Origin of the sequence: Microbulbifer aggregans (assembly GCF_001750105.1) — a bacterium.
In the GTDB taxonomy this organism is placed as follows: Bacteria; Pseudomonadota; Gammaproteobacteria; order Pseudomonadales; family Cellvibrionaceae; genus Microbulbifer; species Microbulbifer aggregans.
In genome coordinates this window covers 253,636-271,020 of record NZ_CP014143.1, presented here as the reverse complement: position 1 = coordinate 271,020, position 17,385 = coordinate 253,636, and the positions used below count along the sequence as shown (strand labels likewise).

At 59.7% G+C, this 17,385-nt stretch carries 15 protein-coding genes; 10 read left to right on the top strand and 5 right to left on the bottom strand.

Annotated elements, in window-relative coordinates:
* Positions 1-247 precede the first annotated feature (247 nt).
* From AUP74_RS01170 to AUP74_RS01150, 5 genes are all read left to right on the top strand, one after another.
* Complete coding sequence (locus tag AUP74_RS01170) at positions 248-1,711, top strand: spinster family MFS transporter (protein ID WP_226999854.1); 1,464 nt, start codon at positions 248-250, stop codon at positions 1,709-1,711.
* A 4-nt stretch (positions 1,712-1,715) separates the two neighbouring features.
* Complete coding sequence (locus AUP74_RS01165; protein WP_069945950.1) at positions 1,716-3,908, top strand: alpha-ketoacid dehydrogenase subunit alpha/beta; 2,193 nt, start codon at positions 1,716-1,718, stop codon at positions 3,906-3,908.
* A gap of 220 nt (positions 3,909-4,128) precedes the next feature.
* Complete coding sequence (locus tag AUP74_RS01160) at positions 4,129-7,062, top strand: TonB-dependent receptor plug domain-containing protein (RefSeq protein ID WP_158514520.1); 2,934 nt, start codon at positions 4,129-4,131, stop codon at positions 7,060-7,062.
* A gap of 97 nt (positions 7,063-7,159) precedes the next feature.
* A complete protein-coding gene (locus AUP74_RS01155) occupies positions 7,160-8,443 on the top strand; it encodes a dihydrolipoamide acetyltransferase family protein (RefSeq protein ID WP_069945949.1) in 1,284 nt (427 codons plus the stop codon).
* Positions 8,444-8,548: 105 nt separating this feature from the next.
* Entirely contained in the window at positions 8,549-9,499 is a 951-nt protein-coding gene (locus tag AUP74_RS01150; RefSeq protein WP_145924280.1) for an extracellular catalytic domain type 1 short-chain-length polyhydroxyalkanoate depolymerase, read from the top strand.
* A 46-nt stretch (positions 9,500-9,545) separates the two neighbouring features.
* On the opposite strand, the gene AUP74_RS01145 is transcribed toward AUP74_RS01150, so the two are convergent.
* A complete protein-coding gene (locus AUP74_RS01145) occupies positions 9,546-10,238 on the bottom strand; it encodes a Crp/Fnr family transcriptional regulator (RefSeq protein WP_069945947.1) in 693 nt (230 codons plus the stop codon).
* A gap of 108 nt (positions 10,239-10,346) precedes the next feature.
* On the opposite strand from AUP74_RS01145, the gene AUP74_RS01140 reads away from it, so the two are divergent.
* Positions 10,347-11,120 carry a class II aldolase/adducin family protein gene (locus AUP74_RS01140; RefSeq protein ID WP_069945946.1) on the top strand — a complete coding sequence of 258 codons (774 nt, stop codon included), beginning with the start codon at positions 10,347-10,349 and terminating at the stop codon, positions 11,118-11,120.
* A 10-nt stretch (positions 11,121-11,130) separates the two neighbouring features.
* On the top strand, positions 11,131-11,727 hold the full coding sequence (locus tag AUP74_RS01135; protein ID WP_069945945.1) for an HD domain-containing protein: 597 nt from the start codon (positions 11,131-11,133) through the stop codon (positions 11,725-11,727).
* A 42-nt stretch (positions 11,728-11,769) separates the two neighbouring features.
* Here AUP74_RS01135 and AUP74_RS01130 read toward each other — a convergent pair whose 3' ends face one another.
* A complete protein-coding gene (locus AUP74_RS01130) occupies positions 11,770-13,017 on the bottom strand; it encodes an MFS transporter (RefSeq protein ID WP_069945944.1) in 1,248 nt (415 codons plus the stop codon).
* A 491-nt stretch (positions 13,018-13,508) separates the two neighbouring features.
* Here AUP74_RS01130 and purE point away from each other — a divergent pair, with 491 nt between their 5' ends.
* The 3 genes from purE (at position 13,509) to AUP74_RS01115 (ending at position 16,230) form a co-directional block, all read left to right on the top strand.
* A complete protein-coding gene (gene purE / locus AUP74_RS01125; RefSeq protein WP_083260741.1) occupies positions 13,509-14,000 on the top strand; it encodes a 5-(carboxyamino)imidazole ribonucleotide mutase in 492 nt (163 codons plus the stop codon).
* Between the two features lie 47 nt (positions 14,001-14,047).
* Complete coding sequence (locus AUP74_RS01120) at positions 14,048-15,175, top strand: 5-(carboxyamino)imidazole ribonucleotide synthase (RefSeq protein WP_069945943.1); 1,128 nt, start codon at positions 14,048-14,050, stop codon at positions 15,173-15,175.
* 185 nt (positions 15,176-15,360) lie between these two features.
* Positions 15,361-16,230 carry a DUF6671 family protein gene (locus AUP74_RS01115; RefSeq protein WP_069945942.1) on the top strand — a complete coding sequence of 290 codons (870 nt, stop codon included), beginning with the start codon at positions 15,361-15,363 and terminating at the stop codon, positions 16,228-16,230.
* Position 16,231: 1 nt separating this feature from the next.
* Here the strand turns inward: AUP74_RS01115 and mnhG are convergent, their stop codons facing one another.
* The 3 genes from mnhG to AUP74_RS01100 are packed head-to-tail and all read right to left on the bottom strand — an operon-like array spanning position 16,232 to position 17,380.
* Complete coding sequence (mnhG, locus tag AUP74_RS01110) at positions 16,232-16,582, bottom strand: monovalent cation/H(+) antiporter subunit G (protein ID WP_069945941.1); 351 nt, start codon at positions 16,580-16,582, stop codon at positions 16,232-16,234.
* Entirely contained in the window at positions 16,569-16,907 is a 339-nt protein-coding gene (locus AUP74_RS01105; RefSeq protein ID WP_083260740.1) for a cation:proton antiporter, read from the bottom strand. Before AUP74_RS01105 ends, mnhG begins: the two co-directional genes overlap by 14 nt.
* Positions 16,907-17,380: a Na+/H+ antiporter subunit E gene (locus tag AUP74_RS01100; protein WP_069945940.1), complete on the bottom strand. Its 474-nt coding sequence runs from the start codon at positions 17,378-17,380 to the stop codon at positions 16,907-16,909. Before AUP74_RS01100 ends, AUP74_RS01105 begins: the two co-directional genes overlap by 1 nt.
* Positions 17,381-17,385: the final 5 nt, after the last annotated feature.

Below are 17,385 nucleotides of genomic sequence, written 5' to 3'. Positions count from 1 at the left end.
AGATTCAAGCGAAGTTTTCGGTCGTTATCAAGCGATTCTAAGAAAATTGTATCCAATTGCTTGACAGGGGCCCGTTGAGTGCGAGACTTTTGATCGTGGCCGGAGTCGACTGGCGGTGACACGTCACTCGGTACCAGAGCCAGGCCTCTCAGTTTCGACTGCGGGGCGATGATGAGAGCGTAAAAAATAACAAAAGGTGGGTGGGCATTCCCATTGCTCGCACCGCCACATATCAGGGGCGCCACTTATGAAGAGTGCGATTTCCTTTGAAAATAATGCTGGGGCAGCCATTGCGGGCGAAGCCCCCGGCGAGCATCTCATGGCCTACAGTGGGCGTCGGCGCAGGCTAGTGCTGGGGCTGCTGGTCCTGATTTACACCTGTAATTTTGTCGACCGAACGATCCTCGCCACCCTGGGCCAGGCAATCAAGGTCGACTTGCAGATTACTGATGCGCAGCTCGGCCTGCTTCAGGGGCTGGCTTTCGCACTTTTCTACACCGCGCTTGGGATTCCGCTGGCCCGCCTCTCTGAGCGGGTAAACCGGGTTTCCCTGATCGCCGTCTGCCTTGTTATCTGGTCCACCATGACCGCGCTGTGTGGTGCCGCCCAGAACTTTGTACAGATATTCCTGATGCGGGTGGGCGTGGGAATCGGTGAAGCGGGTTGTACACCTCCTGCCCACTCGTTGATTTCTGATCTTTATGGATCCAAGAAGCGCGCTACCGCACTCGCGATCTATTCCATCGGCATTCCGCTCGGGGTGATGGTGGGTGCTGTGAGTGGTGGCTGGTTAACCGAGCACTTCAACTGGCGTGTGGCCATGATGGTAGTGGGGCTCCCGGGAGTGCTGCTGGCTCTGGTATTTGTGCTGGTTGCCCGCGAGCCACAGCGCGGCGCGGCAGACCAGGATACCTCTGCCGCAGCAGAACCGGCACCAAGTATTCGCGAAACCGCCGCCCACCTGTTTGGCAATCCGGCCTTTCTGCATATCACCATCGGCGCGACGCTGGTAGGTTTTGTCGGCTACGGCACTGGCACATTCTCGCAGGTTTATTTCATCCGTATGTTTGACCTCGGCTACGCCCAGCTGGGCTTGGCTTTCGGTCTGATCGGCGGCTTATCTGCTGGTGTTGGCACCATTCTCGGCGGTGTGCTCAGTGACTGGGCGGGCAAGCGCCATCTGAGCTGGTACGCGCTGCTGCCCGCTATCGGTCTGCTGATCGCCGCCCCTGCCTACGCCTATGCCTTTACGCGGGAGACCTGGGTCTTTTCGATGTGGATGATGCTCCTGCCGGGGCTGTTCCACTATGCCTATATTGGCCCGACCCTGGGCGTCATGCACAACCTGGCGACGGCGCGCATGCGTGCTACCGCCACGGCCCTTTTCTTTGTGGCAGTCAATCTGGTCGGCCTGGGGCTTGGGCCTTATGTGGCCGGCTTGCTGATCGATAAGGCCACCGAGTGGCAGTTCATCGCCGCCGGCATGTCCGACTTTGTCGCCAGCTGTCCCGGCGGTGTGGCTCCGGCGGATGCGTCGGCTGCGCTGGCCACCGCCTGCCACGATGCCACTGCTTACGGAACACGGTACGGCATCGTCGTGATGCTGGCTGTGTTCCTCTGGGCCGCCTTCCATTACTTCCTTGCAGCCCGCCATATGGGTTGGCTCAAGGGCAAATCCCGGATTAGTTCTGTCGTAGAAGCAACGGACTGAAAGTATGCCAATCGAAAACAACATCACGGCCGAAGTTCCCTGGCTCGAACTCAAGACAAGCAGTGAGGACTGGCAGCAGGCAGAGCCGGTTTTACTGGGCTCGATGCTTACCTCCATGCAGTTGATCCGCACTTTCGAGGAGAAAGTGCTCTCCCTGGCCAGTGAGGGGCTCGTTCACGGCCCGGCGCACTCTGCCATCGGTCAAGAGGGCGGGGCTGTAGGTGCAATGACTGCTATGCGTGGCTCCGACACCATCAACGGCTCTCATCGGGCTCACCACCAGTTTCTGGCCAAATCGCTGCAATTTATCCAGCCCGATGGGCTACCTGTGCAGGGCGCATTCGATCCCAGCGTGGCTCATCTGGTGCGGCGGACACTGGCGGAAATCATGGGGCTTTCAGAGGGCTTCTGTAAGGGGCGGGGCGGTTCCATGCACCTGCGCTGGGCGGAAGCCGGCAACCTGGGTACCAATGCGATCGTGGGCGGTGGGGTGCCATTTGCGGCCGGTTCTGCCTGGGCGCATAAACGAGCCGGCACTGGCGATGCCGCGTTTACTTTCTTTGGCGATGGCGCCATCAATATCGGTTCGGTGCTCGAGGCCATGAATCTGGCCGCTGCCTGGTCATTACCCATCTGCTTTTTTGTCGAAAACAATGGATACGCTGTGTCCACTACGGTGGGAGAGTCCACCGCTGAAACACGTCTATCGTCCCGTGGTGCTGCATTCGGAATCCCGGCCTGGAAGGTCGACGGTATGGATCCGCTGGCAGTACACATGGCGACCCAGGAAGCATTGGCACATATGCGGGCGGGTAAGGGCCCGACGATTATCGAGGCTGAAGTCTATCGCTACTTCCACCAGAGCGGCCCGCTGCCAGGCAGTGCATTTGGCTATCGCTCCAAGAAGGAAGAAAAAGCGTGGAAAGATCGGGATCCGATCGACCTGATAGCGGCAAAGATGTCGGAGCGAGGGTTGCTCCGTGATGAAGAGAGAACCGAGCTCGAGCAGCGCTGCCACAAACTACTCGATGACACCGTCGCAGCCCTGGTCGAAGACGAGAAGGGCAAGCGTCGTATTCGGCCGACGCTGTGGCCGTCGACAGATTTTCGGGATTTCGGCATCCGCGGCGACCTGTCGGAATTTGGCGATGCAAGGTTTTGTGAAGCTGAGCAGTTCGGCGGTGAACTGAAAGAGCAGCGCTTTGTCGATGTGGTGGCGGACGTTATGCGTCGCCGCATGGAGCAAGACGAGCGAGTGGTGGTAATGGGTGAGGATGTGCACCGCCTCAAGGGCGGCACCAATGGTGCTACCCGTGGCCTGAGTGATCTCTTCCCCGACCGGGTGCTGGGCACACCAATTTCCGAAAATGCTTTTGTTGGGCTGGCTGGTGGCATGGCCGTGGATGGCCGCTTTTTGCCGGTGGTCGAATTTATGTATCCCGACTTTATGTGGGTTGCCGCAGACCAGGTATTCAACCAGATCGCCAAGGCCCGGCACATGTTTGGCGGTGATGACAATGTGCCATTGGTGTTGCGTACCAAAGTCGCCATGGGTACCGGCTACGGCTCCCAGCACAGTATGGACCCAGCGGGCATCTTTGCCACTTCAGTGGGCTGGCGCATCGTAGCGCCATCAACGCCCTACGACTATGTCGGGCTGATGAACAGTGCCCTGCGCTGCAAGGATCCGGTACTAGTGATCGAGCACGTCGACCTCTACAGCTCACGAGGTCCCGCACCCGTTGATGACCTGGATTACTGCATTCCTCTTGGCAAGGCAAAAACCGTGCGTCATGGCAATGCCATGACAGTGCTGACCTATCTCTCGATGGTAAAGGTGGTGCTCGATGAGGTGGAGCAACTCGGTATCGATGCGGACGTGATCGACCTGAGATCTCTGGACCGTGCGGGTATCGACTGGCAGACCATTGAAGCCTCGGTGGCCCGTACTGGAAATGTCTTGATTGTCGAGCAGGGCAGCATCGGTACCTCGATCGGCGCTCATCTCGCCGGTGAAATCCAGCAGCGTTGTTTCGATCTGTTGGACGCCCCGGTTCTGCGGGTGCACGGCGGTGAAGCGAGCCCCAGTGTGTCGAAAGTGCTGGAAGCTGCCGCCTGTGCCGGGCGCACGGAAGTTTCAGCTGGCCTGCGGCAATTGTTATCGGAGCGCAGTATCGAAATGCAGGAGGTGTGCTGATCCTGCGCCTGGCAAGAAAGTATTTCGGTTAAAAAAAATAAATCCCGAAGCGCGATAAGCCGGTTGAGTTATTGGGGTTCTGGATTGGCTGGTGCAGTTAGTCGCACTGTTACCCGGCCCGAAAAGCGATGTAAGAAGAAAGCGGTGACGCAGTAGTTGTAACCAGTATTAAAACAATTATGGAAACCATAACAGGCGAGGGACTCCAATGACTCAGCGCATGTATAAGAATAAACTGGCTCTGGCGATCAGTATGGCGGGATCAATGGTCTTGCCGGCATTTGCTGCCGAAAACTCAACGCCCGCCGGAGAACTTGAAGAGGTTACGGTAACCGGTTCCTATATCAGTGGTACCCCGGAAGATGCCGCTCTGCCAGTCACCGTGATTGATGCGGAGGAACTGAAACAACGCGGTTCACCGACCGTTCTGGACATCGTCAAGTCACTGACCATGACCGGGCCGGTACTCGGTGATACCAATCAGTTCCGTAGTGCCAACCAGAATCGAATCGGCGGTGGCTCTATCAACCTGCGGGGTCTGGGGCCAGAGCGCACGCTCGTTCTGCTGAATGGAAAACGCATCCAATATGGCCAGGTTGATACCAATATGCTGCCGCTGGGCGCGATTGATCGAGTGGAAATCCTCAAAGACGGCGCTGCAGCTACCTATGGTTCAGACGCCATTGGCGGTGTGGCCAACTTTGTTACCCGCTCTGGGTTTGAAGGTGTCGATGTCTCGGCGGATTACCGGGCGGTCGATGGCTCAGACGGCGATACTGCCATATCGGCAGCTTACGGTTGGCAGGGCGAAAATGGCAATATCCTGCTTTCCGCGGGCTACCAGCACCGCTCAGAACTCTCAGTCCTTGAACGCGATTGGGCTAACCAGCCCCGCAATGTCAACCCAACGCCTTATTCCACACTGGGCAATCCCGGTATTTATTGGCCGCTGAACGCTTCCTTCGGGTCAAGTGGTCCCGGTCTGACCCGTGACGCCAACTGTAGTTCGCTCGGTGGTGAGGACGGCTATTTCCTGTTTTATCCGGTCTGCTACTGGTCTTATGGGGAATCGCTGAACCTGGTAGAAGAGGAAGAGCGCTACCAGGTATTTGCCGAGGCCAATTTTGACCTCAGCGAAACAACGCGCTTCCACTTCGAAACCCTCTATGCCTCGAATGAAACGCCCGGCCTTCGTTCCTCACCGAGTTACCCGCCCCTACAGGGACCGTTTGGGCCAGGCAGTGTCGGTGTTTTTTCTACCCCGATTTCTAACCCCGGTGCTGTGACTGCGCTCGAGCAGGCCGGTTACTCCGCGGGCCAGATTGCAGATACCAGTCTGATCTCCATGACATTCTGGCGCCCGTTCGCGCTGAGCGGCAATCCGACAGATGGCGGTGCCGGCGGCGCAAAATCGGAGCGTAGCTATGAAGTTACGCGCGTTTCAGCGGGCCTCGAAGGTGAGTTCAGCGATAGTCTCGACTGGAGCCTGAGTACCACCTATGTACGGGACGAGGCGTTTGCGCGCACGCCGGATATCCTGATCAACCGTTTGCAAAGTGCCCTGAACGGATTTGGTGGCCCGAACTGTTCCGGTGCCGTGGCCGGGGCCAACGGCTGTGAATATTTCAATCCCTTCTCGAATGCTGTGGCCTCAAACCCGGCCACCGGTGAAGTGAACCCGGGTTATGTTTCGGCGAATGCCAATGGTTCAGAGCTGAGTGCCTGGCTGTTCGATGATGTGTTGCAGCGGTCGGTTTCCGATTACTGGGTAGTCGATGGGGTGGTTAGCGGTGATACCGGACTGAGCCTCTCCGGTGGTGAGGTCGCCTACGCGGTCGGCGCCCAGTATCGTGGCCTGGACTATCAGTATGATCCGCTTAATGACAACTCCAATGCGCTGATCACGCCCTGTCCGACGCCGGGCGATATGAGCTGCCAGTTCGCGACAGGGCCCTTCCTGTTCCAGGGGCAGACAGTGCCCTCGCGGCTTGAGGAGGATGTCTACGCGGCATTTGCCGAGCTCAACCTGCCTCTCAGTGATGCGATCAATGTGCAGGCGGCGGTACGGTTCGAGGACTACGGTGGTCAGACCGGATCCACCACAAACCCGAAGGTCTCCGGCAAGTGGCAACTGAATGATGGCTTTGCTTTACGAGGTTCTGTCGGCACCACCTTCCGTGGCCCGACCCCTGGCAACCGCTCGGAAGGTGGCAATACCAGTTTGACCGGTATTGCGGCGGCAGGTAACGCATTCAAGTCCGTGGATCAGTTCGGCAACCCGAGCGTCGGTCCGGAGCAGGCCTTTACCTACAACATCGGCGCTCTGTTCAATGTGGGCAGCTTTACCGCCAACCTGGATTACTGGAGCTATGAGCTGGAAGACCAGATCGTCAGTGTGCCGGCGAATGTCATTGCCACCAGTGTGGCAGGCATTGGCAGCGGTACCCAGCCGGTGGACTGCTCCAGCCCACTGCGTTCACTGATCACTTTTGCCGATAACGATTCCTGCGTGCAGGGCGTGACGGTGGCCAACGACATTCAGCGGGTACGCTCGGATACCACCAATGGTCCGACCATCCTGACTTCAGGCATCGATGCCAGCGCCAATTATGTGTTCGAGAATATCGCCAGCGGCAGTCTGGAGCTGAACGCCATGCTGTCTTATGTGATGGAGTATGAACAGGAGGCGTTCGTCTACAGCGGAGCGACGGTCTCTGAGGCCTATGAGGCGGCCGGGTTTGCCAATTACAACCGCCTGCCGGGTTCAATGCCGGAGCTGCGTGGGGCCGTGTACGCCCAGTATGATCGCGGAGCCCACAGCTTGCGTGCCACCTACAGCTATATCGACGGTGTCGTCGATGACCGCGGGCCAACTGTCGTTCAGACCGACTTCAGCCTTACCGGTTGCACGGTGGAGACGGCTTCGGCACCGGGCTGCCAGCTGATCGATTTTGGCCAGCCGGTACAGTCCTACGAGACCCTTGATCTCAACTACACCGTGGCCCTGGATCCCTGGGACACCTCCGTGACCTTCGCGGTGCTGAATGCCCTCGACACCGACCCGCCCGAGGCGCGCCTGGAACTGGGCTACGATCCCTCGATCGCCAGCCCCTACGGGCGCACCTTCAAGCTTGCGGTGCGCAAGCAGTTCTAAACCACAGAAACGCGGGGTGGTGAGTGCTGCCCCCGCATAATTCGAGTTCGCACTCGCCGTTGGCGGGTGCACATTGAACGAGTCAATGGGGTAATCCATGCCAACAGAAGTCTGTCTCGTATCCGCTGGGGCCGGCAGCGAGGGCTGCAGTATCTCCGAATGGTACGTTGCTGATGGAGCCACGGTGCGTGAGGGCGAAAGCCTCTACTCCCTGGAGTCCGATAAGGTCAACATCGACGTGGAAGCGGAAGTGTCGGGTATCCTGAAACAGTTGGTGCCGGCGGGGCAGGCGAGTGATCCCGGCGCGGTGGTTGCCCATATTTATGCCGAAGACGAGAAAATCCCGGCGAGTGCACCGGCGCCTGCTGTTGAAGAGGCAACGGCGGAAATAAATTCAGGATCCGGATCCTTGGCAGGCAGCGCAGTTTCGGTTGCCGCCGATTATGAAATCGCGGTAGACCGGGTCCGGTCGACACCTGCCGCACGCAAGCTCGCCCGCGAGCAGGGTGTTGATTACACGGCTATCAAGGGTTCCGGTCCGCGAGGCCGGGTCATCAAGTCGGACGTTATGCGAGCGGCCGCAGAACAGGAAACGCGAGCGTCCGTATCTGTTAAAGGTCAGCCGGTCGCTACAGCAGCGTCGAGGACGGGCACATCACCTGACCCTGCATCGGTTGTGACACCGGATGAAGTGTCCGGACAAAAGATACCGCTCACCAATATGCGCCGCACCATCGCGCGACGCATGTCATCAAGCCTGCAGAATACCGCCCAGCTGACGATGACCATGGAAGCGAGGGTGGATGAACTGGTCAAGTTGCGCTCACTGTTGTTGGATGAGTGGCAGGAGGAGGGAATACGCCCTTCCTATACCGACCTGATCATGAAGGCGGTCGCCAAGGCGCTGGCGAAGTACCCGATGATGAACAGCCAGTGGCGGGATGACCACATCTGGGTTTCACCCTCGGTCAATATCGGCATGGCGGTATCGGTTCAGGACGGTCTTGTGGTGCCTGTCTTGCGAGACGTGAACCAGCTGACCGTCGGCCAGGTTGCCATGGAGTCAAAACGCCTCGCTTCCTATGCGCGCAACGGAACCCTCCCCCCGGATGCATTTGCCGGAGGCACGTTTACGGTGAGCACCCTGGGTATGTATGGAGTGGATTCCTTTACCCCCATCCTGAATGAGCCCCAGGTTGGTATCCTGGGTGTTAACCGCATCTATGATGGCGTCGAGTGGGAAGGGGATACTCCGGTGAAGGCGAAGAAAATGAATCTGTCCCTTACCTGGGATCATCGGGTTCTTGATGGCGCACCAGCGGCAGAGTTCCTGCAATCTGTTGTGCAATTGCTGGAAAACCCTTTCCGGTTGTTGGTTTAATCGGGTGACGCAAGTTCATGGCGCAGGGAGTTGATGTAGCTGGATAAAAGTGCGCCAACTCAGGCAGAAAGTAACAGGCTTCCGGAGGGACTGGTGAAGGTCAGCATGATCATTCGAATTTTGGGGTTGCTTGCCTTTTTCGGTAGCTGGCAGCTAGTTCATGCTGCCGCGGACAGGCTGTTGGAGGTCGATGAGTTCGGCTCCAATCCGGGCAATCTGCAGATGTTCCGGTATGTCCCGGAGGATCTTCCCGCCGGTGCGCCACTGGTGGTGGTAGCCCACGGCTGTATCCAGAGTGCGCAAATGTTTGCCGATATGTCCGGGTGGCCGGCTCTTGCGGATCGCTATCAGTTTGCGTTGCTGTTTCCCCAGACGTCAAAAGCCAATGAGCCCCTCGGCGGCTGTTTTCGGACCTGGGAGCCGGCACATCAGGAGCGCGGAAAAGGCGAACCATTGTCGGTCAGACAAATGGTGGACTACATGCTGGAGCATTACGACCTCTCACCGGAGAGGGTCTCCATCACGGGTATGTCTTCAGGCGGGCACCTCGCGAATGTGATGTTGGCGGCTTACCCAGATCTTTTCGCCGCTGGTGCGCCGATGTCCAGCTTTCCTTTTAAGTGCGCGACGATACTTCAGGACCTCGGCCCCTGCAGTCATGGCAAAAAACTATTGGAAGGACAGACATTAGGGGAACTGGTTCGCAGTGGTTACCCCGGGTATGGCGGACGTCGACCCAGAGTGCAGATCTGGCATGGTGGTCAGGACAGCATTATTTTCCCCTCCAGCCAGGCCGCACAGGTCAAGCAGTGGACAAATGTTCTGGGTATCGATGATGCCGAGGGGCAGCGCAAAGATCTGGCCGGCCATACCCATGTTGTATTCGGCACCGATCTGGCGAGAGTGGAGGCGGTGACCATCGAAGGCCTTGGGCATGCCGTTGCCGTCGATCCCGGCCAGGGCGCCAGCCAGTGCGGTGCTGTCGCTACCTACGCGGAAGATGTTGATCTTTGTGCTGCCTATTGGATCGGCAAGTTCTTTGCCGTCGTTCCTTGAAACTGTTCCTTTAACTGGGCTATCTCTTATCGGTCACCCGGACAATTTAATCCAGAGTCTCGATATAGGCCTGTAGCCGTACGGGATCCGGAATGCACACCCGGCCGTATGCGAATTCGACCAGGCCCTGGGCTTCGATGTTTTTCAGTACCCGGTGCACTCCCTGCCGGGTCATCCCCATCATATTGGCGATCAGTTCGCGGGTAAGGCGGAAACTTGTGGCGCCATCTTCCCCAGTACTGTTGTTATGCATCTGGGCGAGAAACAAGAGCCTGCGACCGATGCGTGCCTCAGTGCCGCGCAACACATCGTCCTGAAGAATCGACATGACCGACCAGAGCCTGCGGCTCACCAGATCCAGCGCCACCGGATAGCCTTCCGGATATCGTTGCAATATTGCGCGCAGGGCTTCACCGGGAATATCGAGGATCAGGCAGTCGTCATGGGCCGTGGCGCCGAACACCCTGGGAGCATCCGGCGAGAAGACGGTGTCACCAAACCAGGCTCCGGTGTCCAGAATCGCCAGGGTCGCTTCCCGTCCATCGGCGTTGCTGGAGCAGATCCGCACCCTTCCCTCTGCCACGATGGATAGCTGGCTCTGCATCGCGCCCGGCGGGTAGATGGCCTCCTCGGCGCCATAGCGCTGACTGCGCGCCAGGGGTACCAGTTCACGCAGCGCGTCATCTGGCAATCCGCTGAGCAGCGGGCATGTGCGAAGGATCTGTAGGGGTTCAATCATCGGCCAAGTGTAAACGAGTTGACAGTCAGAATGACCTGCCTGTTTTTAGAATGCTGGGGTCATTGAAACATAACCATAAAGACCGAGTTACAGCGAGAGGGACACCCCATGCAGATATCTTTGGATTCAGGGCCCAGCCTGAAGGGCCGGGTCAGCGACGCGGAGTGGCAGTTACGCGTGGATCTGGCGGCCGCGTATCGGCTGATCGCCTACTACGGTTGGGACGACCTGATTTTTACCCACCTGTCCGTGCGGATTCCCGGCCCGGAGCATCACTTCCTGATCAATCCGTTTGGTGCGATGTTCGACGAAATCACCGCGTCCAGTCTGGTCAAGATCAACCTGCACGGCGAGAAAGTGGATGACAGTCCCTTCCCGGTCAACCCCGCCGGTTTCACCATTCATAGCGCCATCCATGATGCGCGGGAAGATGCGCAGTGTGTGATGCATACGCATACCGTTGAGGGCGTTGCGGTATCGGCACAGAGCGAAGGGCTTCTGCCGCTATCGCAGCAGTCACTGTTTCCGCTGGCGAGTCTCGCTTACCACGATTACGAGGGCATCGCCGTGCGTGAGGATGAAAAGGCGCGCCTGGTTGCCGATCTCGGTCAGGCTCGCTTTATGATCTTGCGTAACCACGGCCTACTCACCTGTGCACCGACAGTGGCGGACGCATTCCTCGGAATGTTCATCCTGCAGCGGGCCTGTGAGATCCAGGTGGCGGCCCTGGCCGGCAACCAGCCACTGACAGCGGTCCCCCAACAGATCATCGACAAAATCCAGAGCGAAGCGGACAGGGTCACCAGTAGCCAGGGCGGATTGCTGGCCTGGCCCGGGCTGCTGCGCAAGCTCGATCGTATCGACCCCAGTTACCGGGATTGAGGAGCCTGCCATGGAAGATATTGCAGAAAAACAAGCGCAGTTCACCCATATGGAAAACGGCACGGCCGAGGACTGGAAGGCGATTGCGGATGCCTTTGGACCCTTCGCGCGTGACCTGCCAGCGCGGATACTCGCACACCTGAAACTGCTCGAGGGTGACTGTGGTGGCTTCCCGGTAGACCGCCTGACTCACTGCCTGCAGACAGCCACCCTGGCCCATCGCGACGGCAAGGATGAGGAGTATGTGGTCTGCGCGCTCCTGCACGATATCGGCGATACCCTCGGCAGTTTTAACCATGCAGATGTGGCAGCGGTTATCCTCGAGCCCTTCGTCAGTGAAGAGAACCACTGGATGATCAAGCATCACGCGATTTTCCAGGGGTACTACTTCTTCCATCACCTGGGCATGGACCGCAACCTGCGCGAGCAATACCGGGATCACCCTTACTACGAGCGCACCATCGAATTTGTGTCCAAATACGATGCGCCGGCATTTGACGAGAAAGGGGAAACATTACCGCTGGAGTTTTTTGAGCCGATGGTAAGACGTGTTTTTGCCAAACCGAGGAAGTCGCTCTACAAAAAAGCAGTGGAAGCGGCCGGCTGATCGAGGCTGCCCCCAGGGAAGACCCCCGGCGGGCAGCAATCATTATTTAAAGGCCGACGGGGGAATGCGGGATAACAGTATTCCCCCAGCCGCGAACAGGATAATGAGCGACAGCATGGAGTAGCGCGCGTCGCCAAACCAGGCTCCGAATAGCCCGAACAGCGGCGGGCCAATCAGTGCGGCAAACTTTCCCATCAGGTTGTAGAAGCCGAAGAACTGGCCGCTCTGTTCTGCCGGAATCAGTCGTGCATAGCAGGATCTGCTCAGGGCCTGTACGCCCCCCTGGACCAGCCCGATCAATATGGCGATGGCAAAAAACTCCCACGGGGCGCGAATGAAAAAACCCCAGATACACACCAGTGTGTAGATGACGAGGCCGATATAGATGCCGCGTTGTGGACCGATTCGGTTGCCGAGATAGCCGAAGGCGATAGCCGCGGGAAAGCCGATAAACTGCACCAGCAATAACGCCAGAATGAGGTGCGAGCGCTCAAACTCGAGCGCCCGACCGTAGGCCACAGCCATCCGGATTACCGTCCCCACACCGTCGATATAGAGCCAGTACGCAATCAGGAAAAGCAGGAGATGCTGATGCCGGGGCAGGGCGCGCAGGGTTTCCACTACCTGTCCGCCACTCTGTCGCCACAGCGAGCCCTGTCCGGATTGGCCTACCGGCGCGGGTTCGGGAACCAGTAACAACAGTGGCAGTGAAAAAACTCCCCACCACAGGGCGGTAACGGCAAAAGCAGCCAGCGCCGCCTCCGTGCTGTCACTAAAGCCGAACAGCTCCGGCTTCAATGCGGCGATCACACACCCCAGGTACAGGAGCCCGCCGCCGAGGTAGCCGAGCCCGAAGCCGAGACCGGAAATTGCGTGCCAGCGCTCCACCGGGGCCACGTGAACCAGGAGGGCGTCGTAGAGCAGATTGGCACCGAGAAAGCCGACGGTACCGCAGACAAACAGCAGAGCGGCCGCAAACCAGCTGCCCTGCGGTACCCCGGCCAGAAGCCCGGTAGCGAGCATGCCGCCGATGGCAAACAGCAACAGTAAACGCTTGCGTGTGCCCGAGCGATCGGCAATGGCGCCTAGGAAGGGGGCGGAGAGGGCGATGATCAGCGAGGCTGCGGCATTGGCCCAGCCGAGCCGCAGGTTGGCGTCCTCGGCACTGGCGTCAGCGCTCCAATAATCCTGGAACAGCAACGGGAAAAATCCGGCGAGCACAACCGTGGCAAAGGCGGAGTTGGCCCAGTCGTAAAAAGCCCAGCCCCAGACGCGCCGGTCATATTTCATCGGGCCGTCACCCTATCCGTTGATCACCTGGCCTGGAAGCCGAAAATCACTCCGGTTTAATTGCTGGTAGGGGTGTGTGGCGGAAACTGGCCCGCCTCCACAGTCAATGAACAAAAGGTAGCACCCCGGGCGCAGTCACCGGGAAATTGTCGGTCGGGGTGAGGTGCCGCAAGGGACAAAGCCGGACCGTATGGCCCATTGTGGTCGCGAATGGCCGGTCTTAACCTAACTAGAGAGGGTTGCGGGGTGGAAATGGCTTGCGAGAGGGGCTGGATGTCCCGGAAAGCCCCGTATAGCGTGCTTTCTCGCTGAGTTTTGGTATCCTTCTCCGCCTTTAATTCGGGGTGGTCGCCAGAGCCACTTTGGTCGAGGCGTCCGGAGTGGGCCGCAGAGGCCGGTGTCGCCATGATCCTGGCGGCGGCTTTCCCCTCAATGAGCTGGTGGCGATGACCGCTTCGCTGGCGCCCGTGCAACACTGGAGTTAACCGTAAGTGAAACAGATTCCCTTCGAAAAAGTCACTATCGTGATGGGATCACAATCTGACTGGCCGACCATGCAGAAGGCGACCCAGCCGCTCTCCGAGCTGGAAGTGCCCTTTGCCACCGCAGTGGTTTCTGCCCACCGCACACCCCAGCGGCTGGTGGAGTTCGCCACTACGGCTCACGAGCGTGGCACCAAAGTGATCATTGCCGGTGCCGGTGGTTCCGCCCACCTGCCGGGCATGATTGCCGCCATGACCCCGCTGCCGGTCATTGGTGTACCGGTGGAGAGCAAGTTTATGACCGGGATGGACAGCCTGCTGTCCATTGTGCAGATGCCCAAGGGCGTGGCCGTTGCCACCCAGGCCGTGGGCGCCTCCGGAGCCTTCAACGCCGGCCTGATCGCCGCGCAGATGCTGTCGCTGTCCGATGAGGAACTGCAGCAGCGCCTGATCGCATGGCGCGAGCGCCAGAGCGCGCAGGTTCCGTTTGAGGTCGAGTGATTTCTGCCGTCGGGTAGAAGTCGGGTAACAATCGAGGTGTATCAGAGATGACAGTCAGGCGCGTTGGAATAGTTGGTTGTGGCCAGCTGGCACAGATGATGGCCCAGGAAGGCCGCCCGCTGGGAATCGCATTCAGCTTCCTCGCCGAAGGCGACGAGAATACCGGTTGTGTCGAAGGGCTGGGTACCATCGTGCACGCCCGGGAAGGTTCCGACATGGAGGCGCTCTACCGTGCCATGGGCAGCCCGGAGGTGATCACCGCCGAGCGTGAACAGGTCTCTGTGGAACTGCTGCGGGCACTGGAACAGTTCTGCCCGGTGTACCCGCGCCCGGATGCGTTTGAAAAGACCCAGCACCGCGTGCGGGAGAAAACCGCAATCACCGCGGCAGGCCTGCCGGTCTCACCCTTCGTGCCGGCCAACAATTACGATGAGATCTGTGCCGCGGTGGAAAAACTGGGCTACCCGGCCTTTATCAAGAGTTGTGAAAACGGCTACGACGGCAAGAATCAGTGGCGCGTCGACAGTGACGAGGCGCTGGCTGCGATCCGCGACGAGGTCCTTGCGCAGCAGGACGAGCAGGAATACGTGGTTGAGCAGGGGGTGAACTTCTCCCGCGAGGTCTCCCTGATCGGTGCCCGTACCGCCGACGGCAATGTGGTGACGTACCCGCTGGCGGAGAACGATCACTACCGGGGCACGCTGCTGGTCTCTACCGCACCGGCCCCGCATGTAGACGAAGAGTTGCAGCGCACCGCACAGGAGTACCTGTCGACACTCATGAACGAGTGGGACTACGTCGGCGTACTCGCAATGGAATGTTTCGTCAGTGAGGACGGCCTGCTGATCAACGAGCTGGCGCCGCGAGTGCACAACAGTGGTCACTGGACCCTGGCCGGTGCGGAAACCAGCCAGTTTGAAAACCATATCCGTGCGATTCTCGGCATGCCGCTGGGAGATACCAGTGCCGAGCGCCCAGCCGTCATGATCAACATGCTGGGTGTCGACAAGGAACCGAGCCAGCCCAACGAGGGCGTGTGGCTGTACGGCAAGAGCCTGCGCCCCGGCCGCAAGATGGGACATGTCATCCTGCTGGACGACAGCCAGGAGGCACTCGCCGCACGTATCGACACGATGCTGGCGGAACTCTACGGTGAAACCAGGCGGCCTGCCTGATACCGGCAGTCGCTTGCCGATAGCAGCGTCTCTCTCCCCTGGGCCTCAGGTGAGTCCTGAGCGAGACGCTGCAATCTGCCCTTCTTATTGTGGAGGCCTCTCCCTGCAGGGGCGCTATGCTGATCGGAGCCGGTCAGGCCGACCCTGGCTGAGCCGCCTTGGCAGGGGGTAGGCAGGTAGAGCCGATGTCACAGCAGAAACCCACCGGGCTCTCCGCAGACTTCGCGGTGCTGCTCACCCAACATGGCAAAGAGTCCGTGATCGGACCCGTCCTCGCCGAGGATGGTCTTCTCTCCCTGCGCCACACCGACGCCTTCGACACCGACACCCTTGGCACCTTTTCCGGTGAAATAGAGCGCAAGCTGAGTCCCGTCGACTGTGCCCGGCACAAGGCGCGCCTGGCCTGTGAGCTGACTGGTGCCAGCATCGGTCTCGGCAGCGAGGGCAGTTTCGGCGGTGGTCCCATGCCGGGGCTGGTGGGCTGGGACCAGGAGCTGCTGGTACTGGTGGACCTGAAGCGGGATCTGGAAATCGTGGCCAGCGCCGAGGGGCCATTCGAAACCAAAGAGTGGCAGGCCTCGGACGTCGACAGCCTGCGCGCCGGCCTTAGTGAGCGGGATCCGCGTCAGGGTTGGCTGCTGCAGGCGGACGGCTATCTGGCCAAGGGCCTCCTCGGTGAGGATGCTCTGCTGCAGTCTGCGGCGCAGTTGTTCCGGCACAGTGGTGGTCACACTGTCGGGGAGGGCGCCCCTTTCCCGTGGCCACTGCGTATCCAGCCAGACCTGCGCGCTATGGTCTGCCCGGAGCGCCAGCGATCGATCCACAAGGCGGCAGTGAACCTGCGCGACCGCCTGTTGAGTCTGTGCCCGGACTGCGCGGCGCCAGACTTCTGGCCGGATCAACTGGATTTCGGCCTGCCCTGCAGCGCCTGTGGTTTTGCCACCGGTTGCCTGCGGCAGAGGCGAGCCGTGTGTGGGCACTGTGGGGCGGAGGCGTGCTATCCGGTCGCCGAGCAATTTGCCGACCCCGGCCGCTGCCAGATCTGTAACCCCTGAGTCAGTCCCTCCGCTGCGCTTTGGCACCGTTCTCCAGTGCGCTATCGATTTCGGTGCCCTCCCACATGGGATTCTTCACCCGGTAGGCGGCGCGGGCGATCATGTGTGCCCCCACTGGCACGGTCAGCAGCAGGAACAGGATGGCCGCAATAGCCCGGGCCGTTACCTGTGCGTCGCGAAACAGCAGCGCAACCGCCGCCAGCAGCAGCCCGCAACAGAGGGTTGCGGCCTTGCCCGAGGTGCTCATGCGCGTGTAGATATCGGGCATGCGAATCAGCCCCAGCGCGGCAGTAAATCCAAAGAAGCTACCGCCCAGAAGCAGGACGGCGATCACGATCTCAGCGATTGGCATCGGTCTGCTCCTCCCGGTTGTCGGAGTTGTGGGTGTGGCTGCGCTCAATAAAACGGGCAAAGGCCACGGTGACGAGAAAAGCCACCAGCGCCAGGGCGATGGCGGCATCCAGGTAGACGGCACGACCGGAAGCTACCGCCAGGAGTGCGCAGTAAGCCACGGCGAGAATATTCAGCACATCCAGCGCCACGACCCGGTCGGCCAGGGTCGGGCCGCGGACGATGCGCAGGAAACACAGCGCCAGCGCCAGCAGCAACAGCCATGAGGCTCCGTCGATGGCGAAAGCCATCAACGTCGAGCGGTTTTCATCGATAGTCACCAGCATCAGGACATGGCCTCCATCACCTGCCGCTCGAAACCCTCGCGGATATCCCGCCGGAACGCTTCGGGGTCATCGACGAACATCGTATGCACATAGAGGGCATCCCGGTCCGGTGAGACGTCCAGCACCAGCGTGCCCGGTGTCAGGGAAATCAGGTTGGCCAGCACCAGGATCTGGTTGTCGTCACGTATCTCCAGGGGCACCTGCACGATGCGCGGACGGCTGTGCAGTTTGGGAGACAACACCTCATGGACCGCCAACAGGCTCGACAGCACCAGCTCCTTGAGGAAAAACAGCAGCAGCCGGAGTACCCGCGGCACCCGCCGGAAATATTCCCGATCGCCCAAAAGCGGGTGGGACACTGCCAGCGCCAGGTAACCGATCAGGAAGCCGGCGAGAAAATTCAGTAGTGTGGCAATGCCGGTCAGCGCCGACCAGCTGATCGCCAGCAGGATATTGAGCAGAAACAGGCGCACGACAA

Bases quoted from the DNA above. Each gene is read 5' to 3' on its own strand.
- AUP74_RS01170 (WP_226999854.1), top strand. From the start codon at position 248: ATGAAGAGTGCGATTTCCTTTGAAAATAATGCTGGGGCAGCCATTGCG.
- AUP74_RS01165 (WP_069945950.1), top strand. From the start codon at position 1,716: ATGCCAATCGAAAACAACATCACGGCCGAAGTTCCCTGGCTCGAACTC.
- AUP74_RS01160 (WP_158514520.1), top strand. From the start codon at position 4,129: ATGTATAAGAATAAACTGGCTCTGGCGATCAGTATGGCGGGATCAATG.
- AUP74_RS01155 (WP_069945949.1), top strand. From the start codon at position 7,160: ATGCCAACAGAAGTCTGTCTCGTATCCGCTGGGGCCGGCAGCGAGGGC.
- AUP74_RS01150 (WP_145924280.1), top strand. From the start codon at position 8,549: ATGATCATTCGAATTTTGGGGTTGCTTGCCTTTTTCGGTAGCTGGCAG.
- AUP74_RS01145 (WP_069945947.1), bottom strand. From the start codon at position 10,238: ATGATTGAACCCCTACAGATCCTTCGCACATGCCCGCTGCTCAGCGGA.
- AUP74_RS01140 (WP_069945946.1), top strand. From the start codon at position 10,347: ATGCAGATATCTTTGGATTCAGGGCCCAGCCTGAAGGGCCGGGTCAGC.
- AUP74_RS01135 (WP_069945945.1), top strand. From the start codon at position 11,131: ATGGAAGATATTGCAGAAAAACAAGCGCAGTTCACCCATATGGAAAAC.
- AUP74_RS01130 (WP_069945944.1), bottom strand. From the start codon at position 13,017: ATGAAATATGACCGGCGCGTCTGGGGCTGGGCTTTTTACGACTGGGCC.
- AUP74_RS01120 (WP_069945943.1), top strand. From the start codon at position 14,048: ATGACAGTCAGGCGCGTTGGAATAGTTGGTTGTGGCCAGCTGGCACAG.
- AUP74_RS01115 (WP_069945942.1), top strand. From the start codon at position 15,361: ATGTCACAGCAGAAACCCACCGGGCTCTCCGCAGACTTCGCGGTGCTG.
- mnhG (WP_069945941.1), bottom strand. From the start codon at position 16,582: ATGCCAATCGCTGAGATCGTGATCGCCGTCCTGCTTCTGGGCGGTAGC.
- AUP74_RS01105 (WP_083260740.1), bottom strand. From the start codon at position 16,907: ATGCTGGTGACTATCGATGAAAACCGCTCGACGTTGATGGCTTTCGCC.